Genomic DNA, 17,192 nt, shown 5'->3' on the forward strand with positions numbered 1-17,192 from the left:
GATCCCGTCCTCCGACTGCTCGTGCCCTGGTCGCCGGGGGCCGACCCGCCCGCGGGCAGCGGGCCCCGGCAGCGGCTCAGAGGCCGGTGCCCTGCCACATGTTCACACCGGTGTGCTCGACGCGCAGGTAGCCGTTGGAGATCTCGTTCAGGGCGATCTCCGCGCGGTTGAGGCACTTGGGCATCTCGTTCGCGGCGGCGTTCCACTTGGCCTGGCTGACGTTGTACTGGTCGCGCGCGGCCGAGGTCCACTGCTGCAGGCTGCCCCGGACGCTGTTGTCGAGCTCCTGGAGCATGGTCTGCATCCGCAGCGTGATCGCGGCCATCTGGTCGCGGGTCGCGTCGGCGGCGCTGAAGCTGAAGTCGTACTGGGTCATCGCGGTTGCCCTCCTTCGCTGGTCTCGTGGTGGCGGGTCAGAGCCCGGGCAGGCCGTCGGCGAAGCCGAACTGCGGGGCCAGGTTGACGGCCTCCTGCTCGGCGGCGTCGTAGGCCTTGGCGTTGCCGCCCATCACCTGGATCATGTTGTTCAGCTCGTTGATGATGATCTGGAACTGGTTCTCCCAGTCGTTCATCGCCCGGCTGAAGTTGTTCGACGCGTCGCCCTTCCAGGTCGACTGCAGGGCCAGGATCGTCTCGTTGACCGAGCGCAGGTGCCCCGTGGACTCGCTGGAGGCGGCCTCGAACTGCTGGGCCGCCCGCTGCATGCCGAGTGTGTCTGTGCTGACCGGGTTGGTCATGCGGTCCTCCCTCATCACTTGACGACGCTTGGACGGCCCCGAGTCTCACGAGTCGCCCGCACCCGGTGAAGGACCCACCACGGATTGCTTCCCCGAACACCCCGCGAAGGTGCCCGAACACCCCTGCCGGACAGGGTCCGCAGGTCAGCGGCGTGCGAGTGGGTACCGGAACCGGGTCCGGGGGGTGGCCGCGGCTCGCCTTCGGCGTCGGGGGGAAAGGCCGGGATTTTCGAGGCGGGCTCGATGTGGTGATCCCGTTTGGGCGGGGCCCCTACGGCGATCATGAGCTGAGAGAGCGGGAAAAGCTGGGGCCAAAAGAGCCCCGCTCAACCCGGACAGGGTAGCTCATGATCGCCTACCCCACCCAAACAAGATCACCACATCGAGCAGGGCCGTAGCCGGGCTACCCGGTCCGCAAGTGCTTGCGTCGTGGGAAAAGCGAAGGACGAGAGCCGGGGACGGTGTGGGGGTGCGGCGGCTGCGCCGACGCACCCGGGAAGCGGCTTGGCGGCGGCGCAGCCGCCGCCCTTCAAGCCAGCCATGTCACGGTCAGCAGAAGGTGGGAAGCAGCGCGCCCACCTACGGATTCGGCGGCCCGGCTACGGCCCTGCTCGATGCGGTGGTTGTGCTTGACCGGGGAAGGCGATCATGTGCTACCCACGGCGGGGGGTGGGGCCGCAGGCCTCACCTTTTCCCCACCCCGAGCACATGATCGCCGCAGGGGCCCCGGTCAAGCGCAACCACCACATCGAGCCAGCCACCAAACGACCGGGCTTTTCACACGCCGAAGCCGAAGGCGAGGCGACCCCGAACCACGCTCACCGCCGGTAGTGCGCCCCGGACATCTGCACGTCGGCCTCGATGACCTGCCCCGTGATCTGGCGCGGTTCGCGCGGGACCTGCTCCACCGCGGGGGCGAACCAGTCGAACGGGCCCTGGGGCTCGTCGGGGTCCTCAAGGCGGTGGCTGTGGCCGGTGCCCTCGACGTCGAGCTTGGGGAGGATGCGGTTGACCCACTCCGGGAGCCACCAGTTGGCCTTGCCGAAGATGGCCATGACGGCGGGGACGAGGGCGATGCGGATGACGACGGCGTCGAGCAGGACGGCGACGGTGAGGCCGAGGCCGGACTCCTGGACGAGGCGTTCGCCGGTGGTGACGAAGGAGAAGAAGACCAGGGCCATGATGAGGGCCGCGGCGGTGATGGTGCGGCCGGTGGCGGCGAGGCCGTTGACGGTGGCCTCGACGGTGTTGCCGCGGCGGTGGTACTCCTCCTGGATGCGGCTGACGAGGAAGACCTCGTAGTCCATGGAGAGGCCGAACAGGCCCGCGAAGAGGAACACCGGGATGTAGGGCTCGATGGGGCCGGTGGCGGCGATGCCGAACCAGCCCCACTGGAACACCGCCACCAGGACGCCGAACATGGCGGCGGCGGCGAGCAGGTTCATCACCGCGGCGGTGAGCGGGATGAGGATGCTGCGGAAGACGATCACCAGCAGCAGGAACGAGATGGCCACGACGGTGAACAGGAACAGCGGGAGGCGGTCGGTGATGGCGCGGGCGAAGTCGATCTGCACGGCGGTGACGCCGCCGACGTAGAGCTGCGCGCCGGTGCCGTCGGTGGCGCGCGGGATGACGTCGTCGCGCAGGGACCTGACCAGGTCCTCGGTGGCCGGGTCCTGGGGTGTCTTCTTCGGGTAGACGATGACGGCGGTGATCTGGCCGCCGGAGCGGGTGGGGCTGACCACCGGCGGGACGGCCAGCTCCACGTCGTCGTGGCCCGCGATCTCGCGGTGGACCTCCTCGGCCGCGGCGCGCTCGGCGGCGGTGTCGGCGCGGCCGACGACCACGAGCGGGCCGGTGAAGCCGGGGCCGAAGCCCTTGCTGAGCATGTCGTAGGCCTGGCGGGTGGTGGCCTCCTCGCGCAGCAGGCCCGCGTCCGGGATGCCCAGGCGCAGCGAGAACACCGGCAGGGTCAGCGCGCCGATGATGAGCAGCGCGACCAGGGTGCTGATGCCGGGCCGCTTGGTGACCGCGCGGGCCAGGGTGCCCCAGCGCCTGCCCTCGGGCAGCACCTTGCGGTGGCGCACGCTCATGTCGCGGCGCACCGAGGCGGACAGGATGCGCACGCCGAACACGCGCAGCAGCGCGGGCAGCAGGGTCAGCGCGGCGAACATCGTCATGAGCACGGCGATGCTGGAGCTGATCGCGATGCCGTTGAGGAAGCCGATGCCGATGGTGAACTGGCCCAGCAGCGCCACGCACACGGTGACGCCCGCGAACAGCACGCTGCGCCCGGAGGTGGACGCGGCCAGGCCCAGCGCGTCCTCCTGGCGCGAGCCGCTGACCAGGGCCTGCCGGTAGCGGGTGACGATGAACAGGGCGTAGTCGACGCCCACGCCGAGCCCGAGCAGGACCACGATCTCCTGGCTGACCGTGGGCACGTCCATCACGTGCGTCATCAGGCCCACCACGCCGATGGCGGTGCCGACGGAGATGATCGCGGTGAGGATCGGCACCAGCATGGAGAACAGCGACCCGAAGGTGAACAGCAGCACGATCGCCGCCGCGGCCAGGCCCAGCCCGGCGTCGTCGAGGTTCGGCGGGGCCAGCGTGCGGGAGGCCACCGCGCCGTCCACGGCGATCTTGAGCACCCCGCCCTGCTCGCGGGTCGCCACGTCGACGAAGTCGTGCGCCTGCTGCGAGGTCAGGTCGTCGGCCTTGACGTCGAAGGTGACGTTGGCGAAGGCGACCTGCCCACCCGGCGACACCTGCTGGGCGCCCTCGGGGCTGTAGGGGGAGACCACCGACTCCACGTGCGGGAGCTTGGCGATCTCGGCCAGCACCGGCTCCACCCTGGCCCGCACCGACGCGTCGACCACGGGCACCCCGGTGGTCTCGAACACCACCCGCTCGGTCGACCCGCCGATCCCCCCGGCGCTCTGCTGGAGCAGGTCCTGGGCCGTCGAGCTGTCCGAGGCGGGCTGCTGCAGGACGTCGCGGAACCCCACCCCGGCCGACTGCGCCCCGAAGGTCACCCCGGCCAGCACGGCGAGCCACACCACGATCACCAGTCGCGCGTGGCGGAAGCAGAAGGTCGCAAGAGCCCGCACCGCCCAGAGCCTAGTTGACCAGGGCAGCGGCGAATACGTGCACGGGTGACAAAAGTGCGCGGCCGACTTGTGCGCGGGCGCCCGCCACCGCTGGAGGTCCCCACCGACCCCAGCAGCAGTGTCCTCCCACAACCCCCCGAGCACCACCCCCGGCGACCCGCGTCACCCGCTCGGCGCGGGGGCGGTGGTCAGCCCAGGGCGGCGGCGCGGCGTTCGAGGTAGCGCTTCTCGGGGGTGCTGAGGGTGAGGCGGGCGGCGCGGCGGTAGGCGGCCTGGGCGGCGGTGGGGTCGCCCGCGCGTTCGAGCAGGTGGGCCTGGACGGCGGCGAAGCGGTGGTAGGTCCTCATGCGGGGGTCGTCGGCGATGGTGGCGAGCAGGGCGAGGCCCGCGGCGGGGCCGTGGGCCTCGGCGACGGCGACGGCGCGGTGGACGGTGACGACCGGGCTGGGGGTGAGGCGTTCGAGGATGCGGTAGAGGACGGCGATCTGGGGCCAGTCGGTCGCGGCGGTGTCGGGGGCGGTGGCGTGCAGGGCGGCGATGGCGGCCTGGAGCTGGTAGGGGCCCAGGGGTGCCCAGGACATCGCGTCCTCGACCAGCGCGCTGCCCTCGGCGATCATCGCCCGGTCCCAGCGGGCGCGGTCCTGCTCGGCGAGGGGGACCAGGGAGCCGTCGGGGCGGGTGCGGGCGGGGCGGCGGGCCTCGGTGAGGAGCATGAGGGCGAGCAGGCCCGCGACCTCGCCGTCGCGCGGGGCGAGGGTGTGCACGAGGCGGGTGACGCGGATGGCCTCGGTGGTCAGCTCGGGGCGGGCGAGGTCGGCGCCGGAGGAGGCGGTGTGGCCCTCGTTGAACACCAGGTAGAGCACGTGCAGCACGGCGCCGACCCGGGCCGCGGGGTCGCCGCCGCCGGTCAGGCCCGCGTCGCGGATCTTGAGCTTGGCGCGGGTGATGCGCTGGCCCATGGTGGCCTCGGGCACCAGGAACGCCGCGGCGATCTGGGCGGTGGTCAGGCCGCCGACCGCGCGCAGCGTCAGCGCTACCCGCGACGGTTCGGTCAGTGCCGGGTGGCAGCACAGGAACAGCAGGTCGAGGGTGTCGTCGGCGGCCGGGACCTCGGCGGCGTCGGTGGGGTCGGCGCGCGCGGCGGCGACCTCCCGGCGGGCGCGGGCGGTCTCGGCGCGGAAGGCGTCGGTGAGCTTGTTCGAGGCCACCGCCACCAGCCAGCCCCACGGGTTGGCGGGCACGCCGTCGCGCGGCCACTGGGTGCCCGCGGCCAGCAGCGCCTCCTGCACGGCGTCCTCGCACATGTCGAAGCGGCCGTGCCTGCGCACGAGCAGGGCGAGGACCCGCGGCGCGTGCTCGCGCAGCAGGTCCTCGACCCCGCCGGTCACAGGTCCGGGCCCGCCGCGAACATCACCGGCCGCACCTCCACGCCCATCCCCGCCACCGCGGCGTCGGGGATCATGGCGGCGAGCTCCAGGGCCCGCCCGCGGTCGGCGACGTCGACGAAGTAGAAGCCCGCCAGGAACTCCTTGCCCTCGGTGTAGGGGCCGTCGGTGACCACGGGGGCGCCGTCGCGCACCCGCACCACCGCGCTGGTGACGGGGTCCCCGAGGGCCTGGGTGTTGATCATCTCGCCGGACTCGGTGATGGTCGCGATGAACCGGTCGTGGCCGTCCATCACGGCCTGCCGCTCGGCCTCGGTGAGCCCGTCCCAGACCACCGGGTTCATGTGCATGATCAGCAGGAACTTCACGTCCGTCTCCTCAGGTCGACCGCTGGATCACCAGGAGGTCGGAGCCGCCGCCCCCGGTCCTACACCCCGCGCGCGGGCAATCCTGCCAGTCAGACCCGCGGCGGCCCCGCCTCGACCCGCCGCAGCACCGACTCCCAGCTGTCGAGCCCCGGCGAGTCCATCGGCTGCCGCTCGTCCCACCAGGTCGCGCCCGCCTCGGCCAGCGGCCCGAGCACGTCCGCCGCGCTGTCCGGCTCCGTGCGGCCGCCGAGCACCACCTCGTGGGGCGCGGGCGGCGACCCGAGGAACCCGACCAGCTCGCGCACCTGCGCCGGGTCGGGGACGACGCCGTGCCGCGCGGTCTCGAACAGCGGCACGACCCCGTCCCACCGGGCCGCCCGGCGCATCGGCGCCCGGTGGGGCCAGTAGCCCGCGACCCACACCGGCACGCGGGGCCGCTGCACCGGCGTGGGCAGCAGGGTCACCTGTTCGGCGCGGTAGAAGGTGCCCGAGTGGGTGACCTCCTCGCCCGACCAGTAGCGGTCGACGAGCCCCAGGCCCTCGTCCAGGCGAGCGGCGAGCAGGCGGGGGTCGGTGGGCTCACCGAAGTCGCCGTACTCGTCCTGCACGGGCGCGCCGAGGCCGACGCCGAGCACCATCCGCCCGCCGGTGAGCCGGTCGAGCGTGGCGACCTGCTTGGCCACCTGCTGCGGGCGCCGCCGGGCCAGCGGGGTGACCAGCGTGCCGAGCCTGATCCGCTCGGTGGCCAGGGCGGCGGCGGTGAGCAGCACCCACGGGTCCGCGATCACCCGCCGCTTCGCCTTGACGTGCACCAGGTGGTCCCAGACGAACAGCCCGTCCCACCCGGCCCCCTCCACCGCCGCGGCGAGCCGGGCGACGACCCGCGCGTCCGCGAAGTCGCCGAAGTTGGGGATGTTCACCGAGAAGCGCATACCACCACCCTGCGCACCCCGCGCGGGGGCCGCAACCGGGTTCTCAGGGCAGGATGGAGTCGACGTAGCCGCCGTCGACGCGCAGGGCGCCGCCGGTGGTGGCCGAGGCCAGCGGGCTGCTGAGGTAGACCACCATGTTGGCGACCTCCTCGGGCTCGATGAGCCTGCCCAGCAGCGACTGCGGGCGGTGCAGGCGCATGAACTCCCGCTGCGCCTGGTCCCACGGCAGGGACTTGTCGACGAGGGAGTAGACGAAGTCCTCCACGCCGCCGGTGTGCGTGGGTCCCACGATCACCGAGTTGACGGTGACGCCGGTGCCCGCGGCGGCCTTGGCGAAGCCGCGGGAGGTCGCCAGCAGGGCGGTCTTGGTCATCCCGTAGTGGATCATCTCGGCGGGGATCACCACGGCGGAGTCGCTGGCGATGTACTGCACCCGCCCCCAGCCGCGCTCGACCATGCCGGGCAGGTAGGCGCGGGTCAGCCGGATCGCGGACAGGACGTTGACCTCGAAGAAGCGGCGCCACTCGTCGTCGCTGATGGACAGCGGGTCCTGCGCGCCGAAGATCCCCAGGTTGTTCACCAGGACGTCCACCGACGGCAGCGCGTCGAGCACGGCGGCGGCGCCCTCCTCGGTGGACAGGTCGCCGGGGGCGGCCACCACGTCGCCGTCCATCCCCTCGACGGCCGCCGCCACCGAGTCCGCCGAGCGGCCGTTGACCGCCACCCGCGCCCCCGCCGCCGCCAGCCCGGCCGCGATGGCCGCGCCGATCCCCTGCGTCGACCCCGTCACCAGTGCCGTCTTCCCCGACAGGTCCAGCCGCACGTCCCGCTCCTCTCCCAACGCCGTCACCCCTTTCTCTACCACCACCGGCGGCCCGGCACCCGCGGGACCCGGGTGCGCCACAGCCCCGGACCACCCCGTCCATTCCTGTGTGGACAGTGCGATCCGGTGGCACCACGGCATTCGGTCGCGGGCTGGACTCCTTCCGGCGCAAGCACTGGGTGCTAGCGCAAATATCTGCCGATGTTCAGCAGAAGTGGGGTATTCACCCACCAGCGCTGCTGCTAACTCTTGTGGTGTCCCATCCGAACTCCCCTCCGGAGAACCACGTCATGCGCATGACACGGGCCCTGCTCCCCGTCCTGCTCGCGGCGGCGTCCTCGCTCGCCCTGGCCTCCCAGGCCTCGGCGACCCAGGCGCAGGCAGCGGGCAAGTACGTCGCACTGGGCGACTCCTACGCGGTGGCGGTCGGCACCCGCAGCTACGACAACCCCGACGACGCCTGCCGCCGCGGTCCGCTGGCCTACACCCGGCTCTACGCGGCCGCGCACCCGGAGAAGGCCTTCGTCGAGGCCTCCTGCTCGGGGGCCACGACCGCGGACATCCCCGGCCAGCTCGCCCAGGTGACCCCCAACACCACCCTGGTCACCCTGCAGGTCGGTGGCAACGACGTCGGGTTCGTCGACGTGCTGACCAACTGCATCCTCACCATCGACGACGCCGCCTGCGTCAACGGCGTCGAGCTGGCCAAGGCCGCGGCCACCAGCCAGCTCTCCCCGGCGCTGGGCACGCTCTACGCCCAGGTCCGCGCCGCGGCGCCGAACGCGCAGATCATCGTGGTCGGCTACCCCCGGCTGTACAAGATCGGCGGCAACTGCGGCATCTTCGGCCTGTCCGACACCGAGCGCACCGCGTTGAACTCGGCCTCGGACACCCTGGCCGGGATCATGTCCCAGCGCGCCGCCGCGGCGGGCCTGACGTTCCTGGACGTGCGCCCGCTGTTCGACCCGCACGCCATCTGCGCGGGCGGCACCACCTGGGTGACCAGCCTGGAGTGGGACAAGATCAACGAGTCCTACCACCCGAACACCGCGGGCCACCAGGGCATCTTCCAGGCCATCAACGGGATGGCCGCGCGCGCCGCGCAGGCGTAGCACCGGACCGGGGACGGGCCGCTCGCGCGTGCGGGCGGCCCGTCCTGCTGCCCGCCCCACCTACCCGGCCACGCCGGTGATGTCGGTGGGCTCGACGTCACCGGGCACGAGCATCTGGGTGGCGGCCAGCTCCCGGTAGAGCGGATCGGTGCGCACCAGGTCGTCGTGGGTGCCGCGGGCGCGCACCAGGCCGTGCTCCAGCACCAGGATCTGGTCGGCGCTGGTGACTGTGGAGAGCCGGTGGGCGATCAGCAGCACCGTGCAGCGGCGCGAGGCCTGCTCCACGACCTCCCCGAGCGCCTGCTCGTTGCGCGCGTCGAGCTGGGCGGTGGCCTCGTCGAGCAGCAGCACCCCGGGCTTGCGCAGCAGCGCGCGGGCGATGGCCAGCCGCTGCCGCTCACCACCGGAGAGGGTGACCCCCCGGGTGCCGACCTCGGTGTCGAGGCCGTGCTCCAGGCGGGCGACGAACGCGTCGAGCCGGGTCACCCGCAGCACCTCGGCGATGTCGGCCTCGGCCGCGTCCGGCTCGGCGTAGAGCAGGTTGGCCCGCAGCGTGCCCGCCATCACCGGGGAGTCCTGCTCCACGTAGGCGATCCGCTTGCGCACCTCGGCGCGCGGCAGGGTCGCGATGTCCACCCCGTCGATGCGCACCTGCCCGGCGGTGGGCTCGTAGAAGCGCTGGAGCAGCGCGAACATCGTGGTCTTGCCCGCGCCGGACAGGCCGACGAGCGCCGTGCGCGTGCCGGGGTCGACGGTGTAGGTGACGCCGCGCAGCGCGGGCCCGCGGCCGGGGTAGGCGAACTCCACGCCGTCGAACTCCACCCGCGGCGGCGCGGTGGTGGCGGGCGGCCCGACGGGGCCGTCGACGTCGTCCTCCACCGGCATCCGCGACACCTCGTCGATGCGGTTCACCGCCCCGAGGCCCTGTTGCAGGGTGCTCAGCCCGGAGGCCAGCGACGCCAGCGGGCTGGCGAGGTAGAAGACGTAGAGCAGGAAGGCGATCAGCTGCGGCGCCGTCATGCTGCCCGAGGCCACCAGCGCGCCGCCGACGCCGAGCACGGACAGGAACGCGGCCTGGATCGCCAGGCCGGTCAGCACCGACACCATGGCCACGTAGCGGGCGCCGAACAGGCCCGCCTCGTAGGCGCGCTCGACGGCCTGGTTGGCGGTGTCGGTCTCGCGCTGCTCGGCGCCGTTGGCCTTGACCGTGCGCACCGCGCCCAGCACCCGGTCGACCGCGGCGCCGATCGCGCCCACCGACTCCTGCGCCCGCGCCACCGCCGCGCGGATCTTGGGCAGCACGAAGCCCATCAGCACCGCCACCACCACCAGCACGCCCAGCGTGACGCCGAGCAGTCCCAGGTGGACCACGCCCATGAGCACGACGGCGCCCAGGGTGGTGAGCACCCCGTTGGCGACCTGCACGAGCCCCTCGGTGGCCGCCTTCTGCACCAGGGTGCTGTCGGAGGTGATGCGGGCGGTGAGGTCGCCGGGCGGGCGGCGGTCGAGCTCGGGCACGCGCAGCCGGATCAGCCGGTGCACCAGGTCGCGGCGCACGTCGCGCACGACGCGCTCGGCGGTGCGCTGCTGCCACCACGACTGCACCCCGGTCAGCAGCGCGCCCGCGACCACCAGGGCGGTGAGCAGCACCAGCCACCCGACCGCGGACGAGCCGGTGCCCAGCGCCTCCAGGACGTGCTGGGCCACCAGCGGTTGCACCAGGCCGGAGCCGCCCGCGAGCAGGACCAGGACCAGGCTCGCGAGCAGCACCCCCCGGTGCGGCCGGGCGTAGCTGAACAGGACAGACAGCGGGCTCATCGCACGTCCTCGTGGGGATCTCAGCGTCGTGGGGATCTCAGCGTCGTGGGGATCTCTGCGTCGTCGGGCGGGCGCCCCGGCTCACTCCGCGACGGCGGTCAGGAGGGCGGATTCCAGGTGGTCGGCGGCGGCGGGGACGCCGCCCGCCGCGCGGAAGGAGCGGGAGATCGCCTCGGCGGCGGCGAGGTGGCCGCCGCCGGGGTCGAGCACGGCGTCGACGGCGGCGCCGATGTGCCGGGCGGTGGCCCGGCCGAAGCGCAGCCGCACGCCCGCCCCCGCGTCGACGACCTGCCCGGCCACGATGGGCTGGTCGTCGCGGATGGGCGCGAGCACGAGCGGCTTGCCGTTCCACAGCGACTCGCACACGGTGTTGTGCCCGGCGTGGCAGACCACGGCCGCCACCCTGGGCAGCAGCTCCAGCTGCGGCACGTGCGCGCGCACCGCGACCGTGGGCGGCGGTTCCGCGCCCGCGAGGCAGCCGCCCGGGTCCACCACCACCGCGCGCAGGTGCGGGCGCGCGGCGAAGGCGGCGACGGCCTCGGTGAGGAAGCGGGTGCCGGTGTCGGCGTTGGCCGTGCCGAGGGAGACCAGCACGGTGGGCCGGTCGAACTCCGGCCAGTCGAACGCCGGGTCCGGCGGGCGCTGCCCGATGGCGGGCCCGACCAGGTGGACCCGGGCCGAGGGCAGCTCCTTGGCGCCGATGAGGTCCCGGGTGGTGAAGCCCAGGACGCCGTGCGGGGAGTAGCGGGGGTCGTGGGTGGCGGCGGGGTCGCCGATGCGGGCGCGCAACCCGCCCAGCAACCCGGTCAGCCACTGCGCGACCTTGGGGAACTCGTCGAGCGGGTTGGCCAGCTCGGCGGAGGTGGTGGAGGAGGTGAACCACGGCACGCCCAGCCGCTCGGCGACCAGCCCGCCCGCCACGGCGTGCTGGTCGCTGACGACCAGGTCCGGGCCGAACGCGCGGATCGCCGCCGCCACGCCGGGCGCCATCGCCTCGGCCAGCGGCACGAAGAAGTCCCGCCAGAGGAACTGGAACGCCGCCGGGCCGGTGAGGTCCGGGGGCCGGTGCAGCCCGGTGCCGGGCACGACGCAGCCGAAGACCCGCGCGCCGTCCCCCGCCAGCCTGCCCACCAGCTCCGGCGTGCCCGCCCAGGCGACCTCGTGGCCGCGGGCGGTCAGCTCGGCGGCCACCGCCGCGAGCGGGTTGATGTGGCCGACCAGCGGGGGGACGACGAGCAGGAAGCGGCTCACCGCGCGGCCACCACCGCGGCGTGGTGCTCGCGCACCCAGCCGAGCACCAGGTCGCGGGTCTCGGTGGGCTTCTCGATGAGCACCGAGTGGCCCTGCTCGGGCAGCACGACCGTGCGGCAGCGCGGCAGCCGGGCCCGCAGGTCGGGCACCTGCTCGCTGAGCCCGGACTCGTCGCCGAAGACGGCCAGCAGCGGGCAGGTCAGCTCCGCGAGGTCGTCGCCGATCACCCGGCTGTGCGGGATGTCCTCGGCCAGGGTGGTGGAGGCCAGGATGGTGCTGGCGCCGCGGGAGAGCCGGGCGGTGTGCTCGCCGTGGTTGTCCTCGATCCAGTTGATCACCACCTCCTCGGCCAGCCGCGCCTTGGCGTCGGCCAGGCCCGCGGACATGTGCCGGGTCCAGGTCGCCGTGGGCGGCTCGGACTCGATCATGGTGGCGGTGGCGACCTTCTCCGGGTACCAGGCGGCCAGGCCCGCGGCGATGGTGCCGCCGAAGGAGTTGCCGACCACGTGCGCCGGGCGCCGCTCGCCCAGGGCGTCGAGCAGGTTCGCCAGGTCGTCGACGAAGCGCTCCAGCCGGTAGCCGGTGGCCGGGCGGTCGGTGCGGCCGTGCCCGCGCAGGTCGTACATGAGCACGTCCACGCCCGCGGCGGCCAGGTCCGGGGCCAGGGTGAAGTAGTAGCTGGCGAGGCTGTCGGTGAGCAGGCCGTGCACGAACACGACCAGCGGGGCGTCCTCGCGACCGCCGGGGAGCCGCTGCACGTGCGTGCTCAGCTCGCCCGCCTGGACGTTGGAGCGGGGCCGCTTGCGCCGCGGCCGGGTGGGGGCTTCGAGGGTGGCGGGGGTGTGCGTGGCGGGGGTGTGCAGGGTGGCGGTCACCGGGTGGCCTCCAGCGAGGTGACGACGTGGTCGACGAGGTCGCCCACGGTCAGCGAGATGATCTCGTCCAGGTCGCGCGCGGCGATGAACTCGGCGAAGTTGACCCGGCTGCCGTAGTGCTCGCGCAGCGAGCCCGACAGCGCGACCAGGTCGACGCTCTCCAGCTCCAGGTCGCCGTGGAAGGTGCTGGCGGGGGTGATCTCGACGTCGTCGAGGCCGTACTCGTCGAGGACGTCGCGCAGCATGGCGGACAGCTCGGCCAGCACCACCGCCGGGTCGGTGGACAGGGTGTCGCTGATGGTCTCGGCGCTCATTCTCGCTCTCCTGGTTCGTGTCCTGGTCGGTCCGCCCGGTCGGCTGCGCTGCCGGTCCAGGCGACCACGTAGTCCCGCGCGGGGAGCCCCGGCGGGTTCTCGGCGGACCGCACGCGCACCACGTGCACCGCCCCCTCCACCTGCACGCGCAGCCGCTCGGCGGTGGCGTGCACGACGCGGAACGACTGGGGCCTCCCACCCAGGCCCGTCCCGCGCGCCTTGGCGACGGCCTCCTTGGCCGCCCAGAACCGGGTGAACCACAGGGCCCGGTCACCCCCGAGGCCGTCGAGCAGCGCCCGCTCGGCCGGGTCGCACGCGGCGTCCACGGTCCGGTCGGGGCGCGCCACGACCTCCTCCACGTCCACCCCGCACGGCCCGGTGGCGGCGATGCCCACGCCGACCTCCCGGCAGTGCGCGATGGAGACGGTCAGCCCACCGGGGTCGCGGCCGTGCACCCCGCGCAGCACCGGCTTGCCGGTGGCGTCGTTGGTGATGGCCAACTCCGCCGGGTACACCTCGCCCGCGCCCGCCCGCCACAGCGCCGTGCGGGCGGCGTCCTTGGCGGCGATGCGGCCGAGCAGGAATTGGCGCCTGCGATTGGGCGGCTGGGCGTCGTAGGCGTCGCGCTCGGCCCCGGCGAGGTTGTTGCGCATGATCAGCTCGCGGGTGGCCAGGTCGGGCCAGCGCTCGTGCACCACCGCGACACCGTCCTCGTCCACGGTGGACAGGGTGTTGCGGCCGGGCCAGCGGTCCATCGCGCGGATGCCGGGGTCGGTGTCGAAGCGCCGGTCGGTCCACCCGGTGAACTGCGCCCACACCACGCCGCCGCGGCTGAGCTGCATGTCGGCGGTGACGGTGCCCGCGGTGACCTCGGTGATCCGGATGAGGCAGTCCAGGCGCTCGCCGGGCACGGGCTCGGACCCGTGGAAGCCGACCCGCTCCATGCGCACCGGGAACACCGTGGTGCGCTCGGGCAGCACGGCCATGATCCAGTAGCCGAACAGCTGGCCGACGTTGTCCAGCAGCGCGCCGGGGGCGGCCAGGCCGGTGAGCACGCCGCGCACGTGCCGGGCGCCGATGCCGGTGATCTCCGCGACGCCCTGGAAGCGGGGGCCGTGGAACATCCACCGCTCGTCGTAGAGGACCTCCACGCCCCGCTCGGGCACCCGGTCGTCGTCCGGGACGGGCCAGGCGGCGGGCGGGGCGCCCGGGGCGGGGGCCAGCTCGACGGTGGCCTGCGAGCAGCCGACCAGGGTGACCTCGACCCGGTCGGGGCCCAGCACGCGCGCGGTGACGGGCACCTCGGCGGCGGGTTCGGCGACGATCCACTTGAGCAGCCGCACGTCGCGCAGCCCCACCGCCCGGGTGCCCGGCACGGCCTGCTCCGCGATCCGCATCAGGTGCGTGACCACGGTGGTGGCGGGCACGACCGGCCAGCGGTCGGCCGGGTCGGGCCAGTCGTCGGGCTGGCGGAAGAAGCAGTGGTCGAGCAGGTAGGGCATGGACTCGACGTCGAACCGCAGGCTCGCCGGGACGGCACCGCTGGGCGGCACCGGCGGCGTCGGCCGCACCGGCGGGGCGGGCGGCGGCGGGGCGGGCAGGTGCGCGGGGGTGGCGGGCGGCCGGGCGGGCAGGGCCCGGCGGCCGCTCGCCGCGCCGATCAGCTCGGCGGCCACCCCGGCGGTGTCGTGCAGCAGCGCCGACAGCTCGGCGGCGATCGGGTGCGCGGTGGTCTCCAGCCCCGCGAACGCCTGCGCGGCGGGCACCCGGGGCCGGGCCACCGGCCGCTGCTCCGGCGGCAGCGACACCAGCGGCGACCCCAGCGCCAGCTTCACCTTCGGGCGGCGGGCGGCGGGGGCGACCGCCGCCGCGGTGCCCGCGGGCAGCAGCGGCGAGGCGTCCGGGTCGGCGCCGTCGACCCACAGCGCGGTGACGACCTTGCGCAGCTGGAGCAGGCCGCCGTGGGCGGAGACGGTGGTGTGCGGGCGCCCGGCGAGGGTGTCGTCGACCAGCGAGCCGAGCTGGCCCGCGCCGAGCTGGAGGAACGTGCGGAACCCGGCGTCGTGCATGGCCAGCACCAGCTGCCGGAACCGCACGGGCTCCAGCAGGTGCCGCACGAACAGCTCGCGCACCGCCTCGGGCTCGGCCGGGTAGGGCGCGGCGGTGGTGGCCGACCACACCGGGGTCGCCTGCGGGTTGAGCGTGTAGGTCTGGGCGGCGTCGCGGATCGGGCCCAGGTACGGCGCCAGCATCGGGGTGTGGAACCCGGACTGGAACGGCAGGATGCGCCCGAGGACGCCCTCCTGCACCCGCATCCGGGTGACCAGGGCCTCCACCTGCTCGCGCGGCCCGCACACCATCGCCTGGCTGGGGGCGTTGTCGTGCGACAGCACCACCTCGGGGTGCTCGGGCAGCACGGCGAGCACCTCCGCCGCGGGCATGCCCAGCACGGCGAACGCCACCCCGGGCACCACCAGCGAGTCCGGGTCGAAGGTCTCCAGGAACGCGTCGACCTCGTCGGCGGCGTGGATGCCGCCCGCGGCCATCGCCGTCCACTCCCCCACGCTGTGCCCGGCCACGGCGTCGGGGACCACGCCCAGGCGGCGCAGCGCGGCGTCGAGCAGCCTGCCCACCTGGAACACCGCGGTGCCGTGCCTGCCGATGTCGCCCACGCTGGCCTCGCCGGTCGACCACGGCAGCCCGAACAGCGCGGCCACGTCGGCCACCTCCGGCTCGAACTCCGCCTCCAGGCCGGGGAAGACGAACGCGGTCCGGCCCGGCAGCGGCTCGGGGGCGAACCACACGTCGCTGCGCCCCGACCACGGCACGCCCTTGGCGATGGCCTTGGCGGCGAGCTTGAGCTTGCGCGGGGTGGGCTCGACCACGCCCAGCCGGCACGGCTCGGTGGTGCGCGCCCGCTCGTCGAGGCCGGGGTCACCGGCCGCCAGCAGCTCGCCCAGCTCGCGCGGGGTCGCCGCGGCCAGCCGCAGCACCCGCACCGGCTCGACCACCTCGACCCGCGCCGGGGCCGGTTCGGTGAGCACGACGTGGGCGTTGATCCCGCCGAAGCCGAAGGCGTTGACGCCCGCGCGGCGCGGGGCGCCGCTGTCCGGGGCGCGCCACGGGGTCGCCTCGGCCAGCGGGGCGAACCGGGTGCGCGCCACCGCGGGGTTCGGGTCGTCGCAGTGCAGGGTGGGCGGCAGCACGCGGTGGTGCAGGGCGAGCGCGGCCTTGATCAGCCCGGCGATGCCCGCGGCGGGCATGGCGTGGCCGATCATCGACTTGACCGAGCCGAGCGCGGCGGGCGTGCCGGGGCCGAACACCTCGGCCAGGGTGCTCAGCTCGGCGGCGTCGCCCGCCGGGGTGGCGGTGCCGTGCGCCTCGATCAGGCCCACCGAGTCCGGGTCGCGCGGGTCGAGCCCGGCGGCGTCCCAGGCCCGGCGCACCGCGCGCGCCTGCCCGGCCGGGTCGGGGTTGAGCAGGCTGGCCGAGCGGCCGTCGCTGGCCACCCCGGTGCCGGAGACCACGGCGTAGACGCGGTCGCCGTCGCGCTCGGCGTCGGCCAGGCGCTTGAGCACCACGACGCCGGTGCCCTCCGCGATGAGCACGCCGTCGGCGCCGCGGTGGAACGGGCGGATCCGCTGGCTCGGCGACAGCGCCCCGAGCTGGCTGAAGGTCGACCACAGGGTGATGTCGTGGCAGTGGTGCACCCCGCCCGCGAACATCACGTCCGCGCGGCCTTCGGCCAGCTCGCGCACGGCGTGGTCGACGGCGATGAGCGAGGACGCGCACGCCGCGTCGACGGTGTAGGCGGGGCCGCGCAGGTCGAGCCGGTTGGCCACCCGGGAGGCGGCGAGGTTGGGCACCAGCCCGATCGCGGACTCCGGCGCGGCCGGGCCCAGCTGCTCGACGAACGCCGCGCGCACCGCCTCCACCCGCTCGTCGTCGAGGTCGGGCACCACCTCGCGCAGCGTCTTGACGACCTGGTTGGCGGTGCGCACGCGCTGGTCGAGGCGCACCAGGCCGGGGGTGAGGTAGCCGCCGCGGCCCAGGATGACCCCCACCCGCTCGCGGTCGGCGGGCAGCACCGCCTCGCCGCCCGCGTCGGCCAGCGAGGCCGCCGCCACGTGCAGGGCGATGAGCTGGTCGGGCTCGGTGCCGGGCACCGAGTTCGGCATCACGCCGAACCCGGCCACGTCCACCTCGGCGTCGACGAACCCGCCGCGGCGGCAGTACACCCGGTCGGCCCGGCGCTCGCCGGTGCCGAAGAACCCCGGGTCCCACCGGTCGGCGGGCACGTCGGTGATCGCGTCGGTGCCCGCGGCGATGTTGCGCCAGTAGGCGTCGAGGTCGGGGGCGCCGGGGAACAGCGCGGCCATCCCGACGATGGCGACCGGGGTCGTGGGCGGGGTGGTGGGCGGGGTCATCGGCGGGGTGGTGGGCGGGGTCATCGGCGGCGTCATCGGC

General features: G+C 74.4%; 13 protein-coding genes. 1 reads left to right on the forward strand and 12 read right to left on the reverse strand.

The genetic code is table 11. The annotated features are described in order from the left end of the window. Window positions 1-76 precede the first annotated feature (76 nt). From BJP25_RS17875 to BJP25_RS17905, 7 genes are all read right to left on the reverse strand, one after another. Window positions 77-376, reverse strand: coding sequence for a WXG100 family type VII secretion target (locus tag BJP25_RS17875; RefSeq protein ID WP_075976085.1), 300 nt, complete (start codon window positions 374-376; stop codon window positions 77-79). A 37-nt stretch (window positions 377-413) separates the two neighbouring features. Further along, window positions 414-737, reverse strand: a complete 324-nt coding sequence (locus tag BJP25_RS17880) for a WXG100 family type VII secretion target (protein ID WP_075976086.1) — start codon at window positions 735-737, stop codon at window positions 414-416. An 818-nt stretch (window positions 738-1,555) separates the two neighbouring features. After that, complete coding sequence (locus BJP25_RS17885; RefSeq protein WP_084794131.1) at window positions 1,556-3,847, reverse strand: MMPL family transporter; 2,292 nt, start codon at window positions 3,845-3,847, stop codon at window positions 1,556-1,558. Window positions 3,848-4,035: 188 nt separating this feature from the next. Continuing rightward, window positions 4,036-5,235 (reverse strand): RNA polymerase sigma factor, encoded by a 1,200-nt coding sequence (locus tag BJP25_RS17890; RefSeq protein WP_075976088.1) that lies wholly within the window; start codon window positions 5,233-5,235, stop codon window positions 4,036-4,038. Further along, complete coding sequence (locus BJP25_RS17895) at window positions 5,232-5,600, reverse strand: YciI family protein (RefSeq protein ID WP_075976089.1); 369 nt, start codon at window positions 5,598-5,600, stop codon at window positions 5,232-5,234. The genes BJP25_RS17890 and BJP25_RS17895 overlap by 4 nt, the downstream gene beginning before the upstream one ends. Window positions 5,601-5,689: 89 nt before the next feature. Further along, complete coding sequence (locus tag BJP25_RS17900) at window positions 5,690-6,532, reverse strand: LLM class flavin-dependent oxidoreductase (protein WP_075976090.1); 843 nt, start codon at window positions 6,530-6,532, stop codon at window positions 5,690-5,692. Window positions 6,533-6,575: 43 nt separating this feature from the next. Continuing rightward, window positions 6,576-7,355 (reverse strand): SDR family NAD(P)-dependent oxidoreductase, encoded by a 780-nt coding sequence (locus tag BJP25_RS17905; RefSeq protein ID WP_075976091.1) that lies wholly within the window; start codon window positions 7,353-7,355, stop codon window positions 6,576-6,578. 290 nt (window positions 7,356-7,645) lie between these two features. Between BJP25_RS17905 and BJP25_RS17910 the strand changes: the two genes are divergently transcribed. Then, window positions 7,646-8,467 carry an SGNH/GDSL hydrolase family protein gene (locus tag BJP25_RS17910; protein WP_075976092.1) on the forward strand — a complete coding sequence of 274 codons (822 nt, stop codon included), beginning with the start codon at window positions 7,646-7,648 and terminating at the stop codon, window positions 8,465-8,467. A gap of 60 nt (window positions 8,468-8,527) precedes the next feature. Here the strand turns inward: BJP25_RS17910 and BJP25_RS17915 are convergent, their stop codons facing one another. The 5 genes from BJP25_RS17915 to BJP25_RS17935 form a co-directional block, all read right to left on the reverse strand. Continuing rightward, entirely contained in the window at window positions 8,528-10,285 is a 1,758-nt protein-coding gene (locus tag BJP25_RS17915; protein ID WP_075976093.1) for an ABC transporter ATP-binding protein, read from the reverse strand. Window positions 10,286-10,366: 81 nt separating this feature from the next. Further along, the gene (locus BJP25_RS17920; protein ID WP_075976094.1) at window positions 10,367-11,536 is read right to left on the reverse strand and encodes a glycosyltransferase; all 1,170 of its coding nucleotides are present in this window, start codon (window positions 11,534-11,536) and stop codon (window positions 10,367-10,369) included. Continuing rightward, window positions 11,533-12,306 (reverse strand): alpha/beta fold hydrolase, encoded by a 774-nt coding sequence (locus tag BJP25_RS17925; protein WP_075976200.1) that lies wholly within the window; start codon window positions 12,304-12,306, stop codon window positions 11,533-11,535. Before BJP25_RS17925 ends, BJP25_RS17920 begins: the two co-directional genes overlap by 4 nt. A gap of 101 nt (window positions 12,307-12,407) precedes the next feature. After that, on the reverse strand, window positions 12,408-12,725 hold the full coding sequence (locus tag BJP25_RS17930) for an acyl carrier protein (RefSeq protein WP_075976095.1): 318 nt from the start codon (window positions 12,723-12,725) through the stop codon (window positions 12,408-12,410). Then, window positions 12,722-17,188 carry a beta-ketoacyl synthase N-terminal-like domain-containing protein gene (locus BJP25_RS17935; RefSeq protein ID WP_408607155.1) on the reverse strand — a complete coding sequence of 1,489 codons (4,467 nt, stop codon included), beginning with the start codon at window positions 17,186-17,188 and terminating at the stop codon, window positions 12,722-12,724. The genes BJP25_RS17930 and BJP25_RS17935 overlap by 4 nt, the downstream gene beginning before the upstream one ends. Window positions 17,189-17,192 lie beyond the last annotated feature (4 nt).

This window comes from Actinokineospora bangkokensis, from assembly GCF_001940455.1.
Lineage (GTDB): Bacteria > Actinomycetota > Actinomycetes > Mycobacteriales > Pseudonocardiaceae > Actinokineospora > Actinokineospora bangkokensis.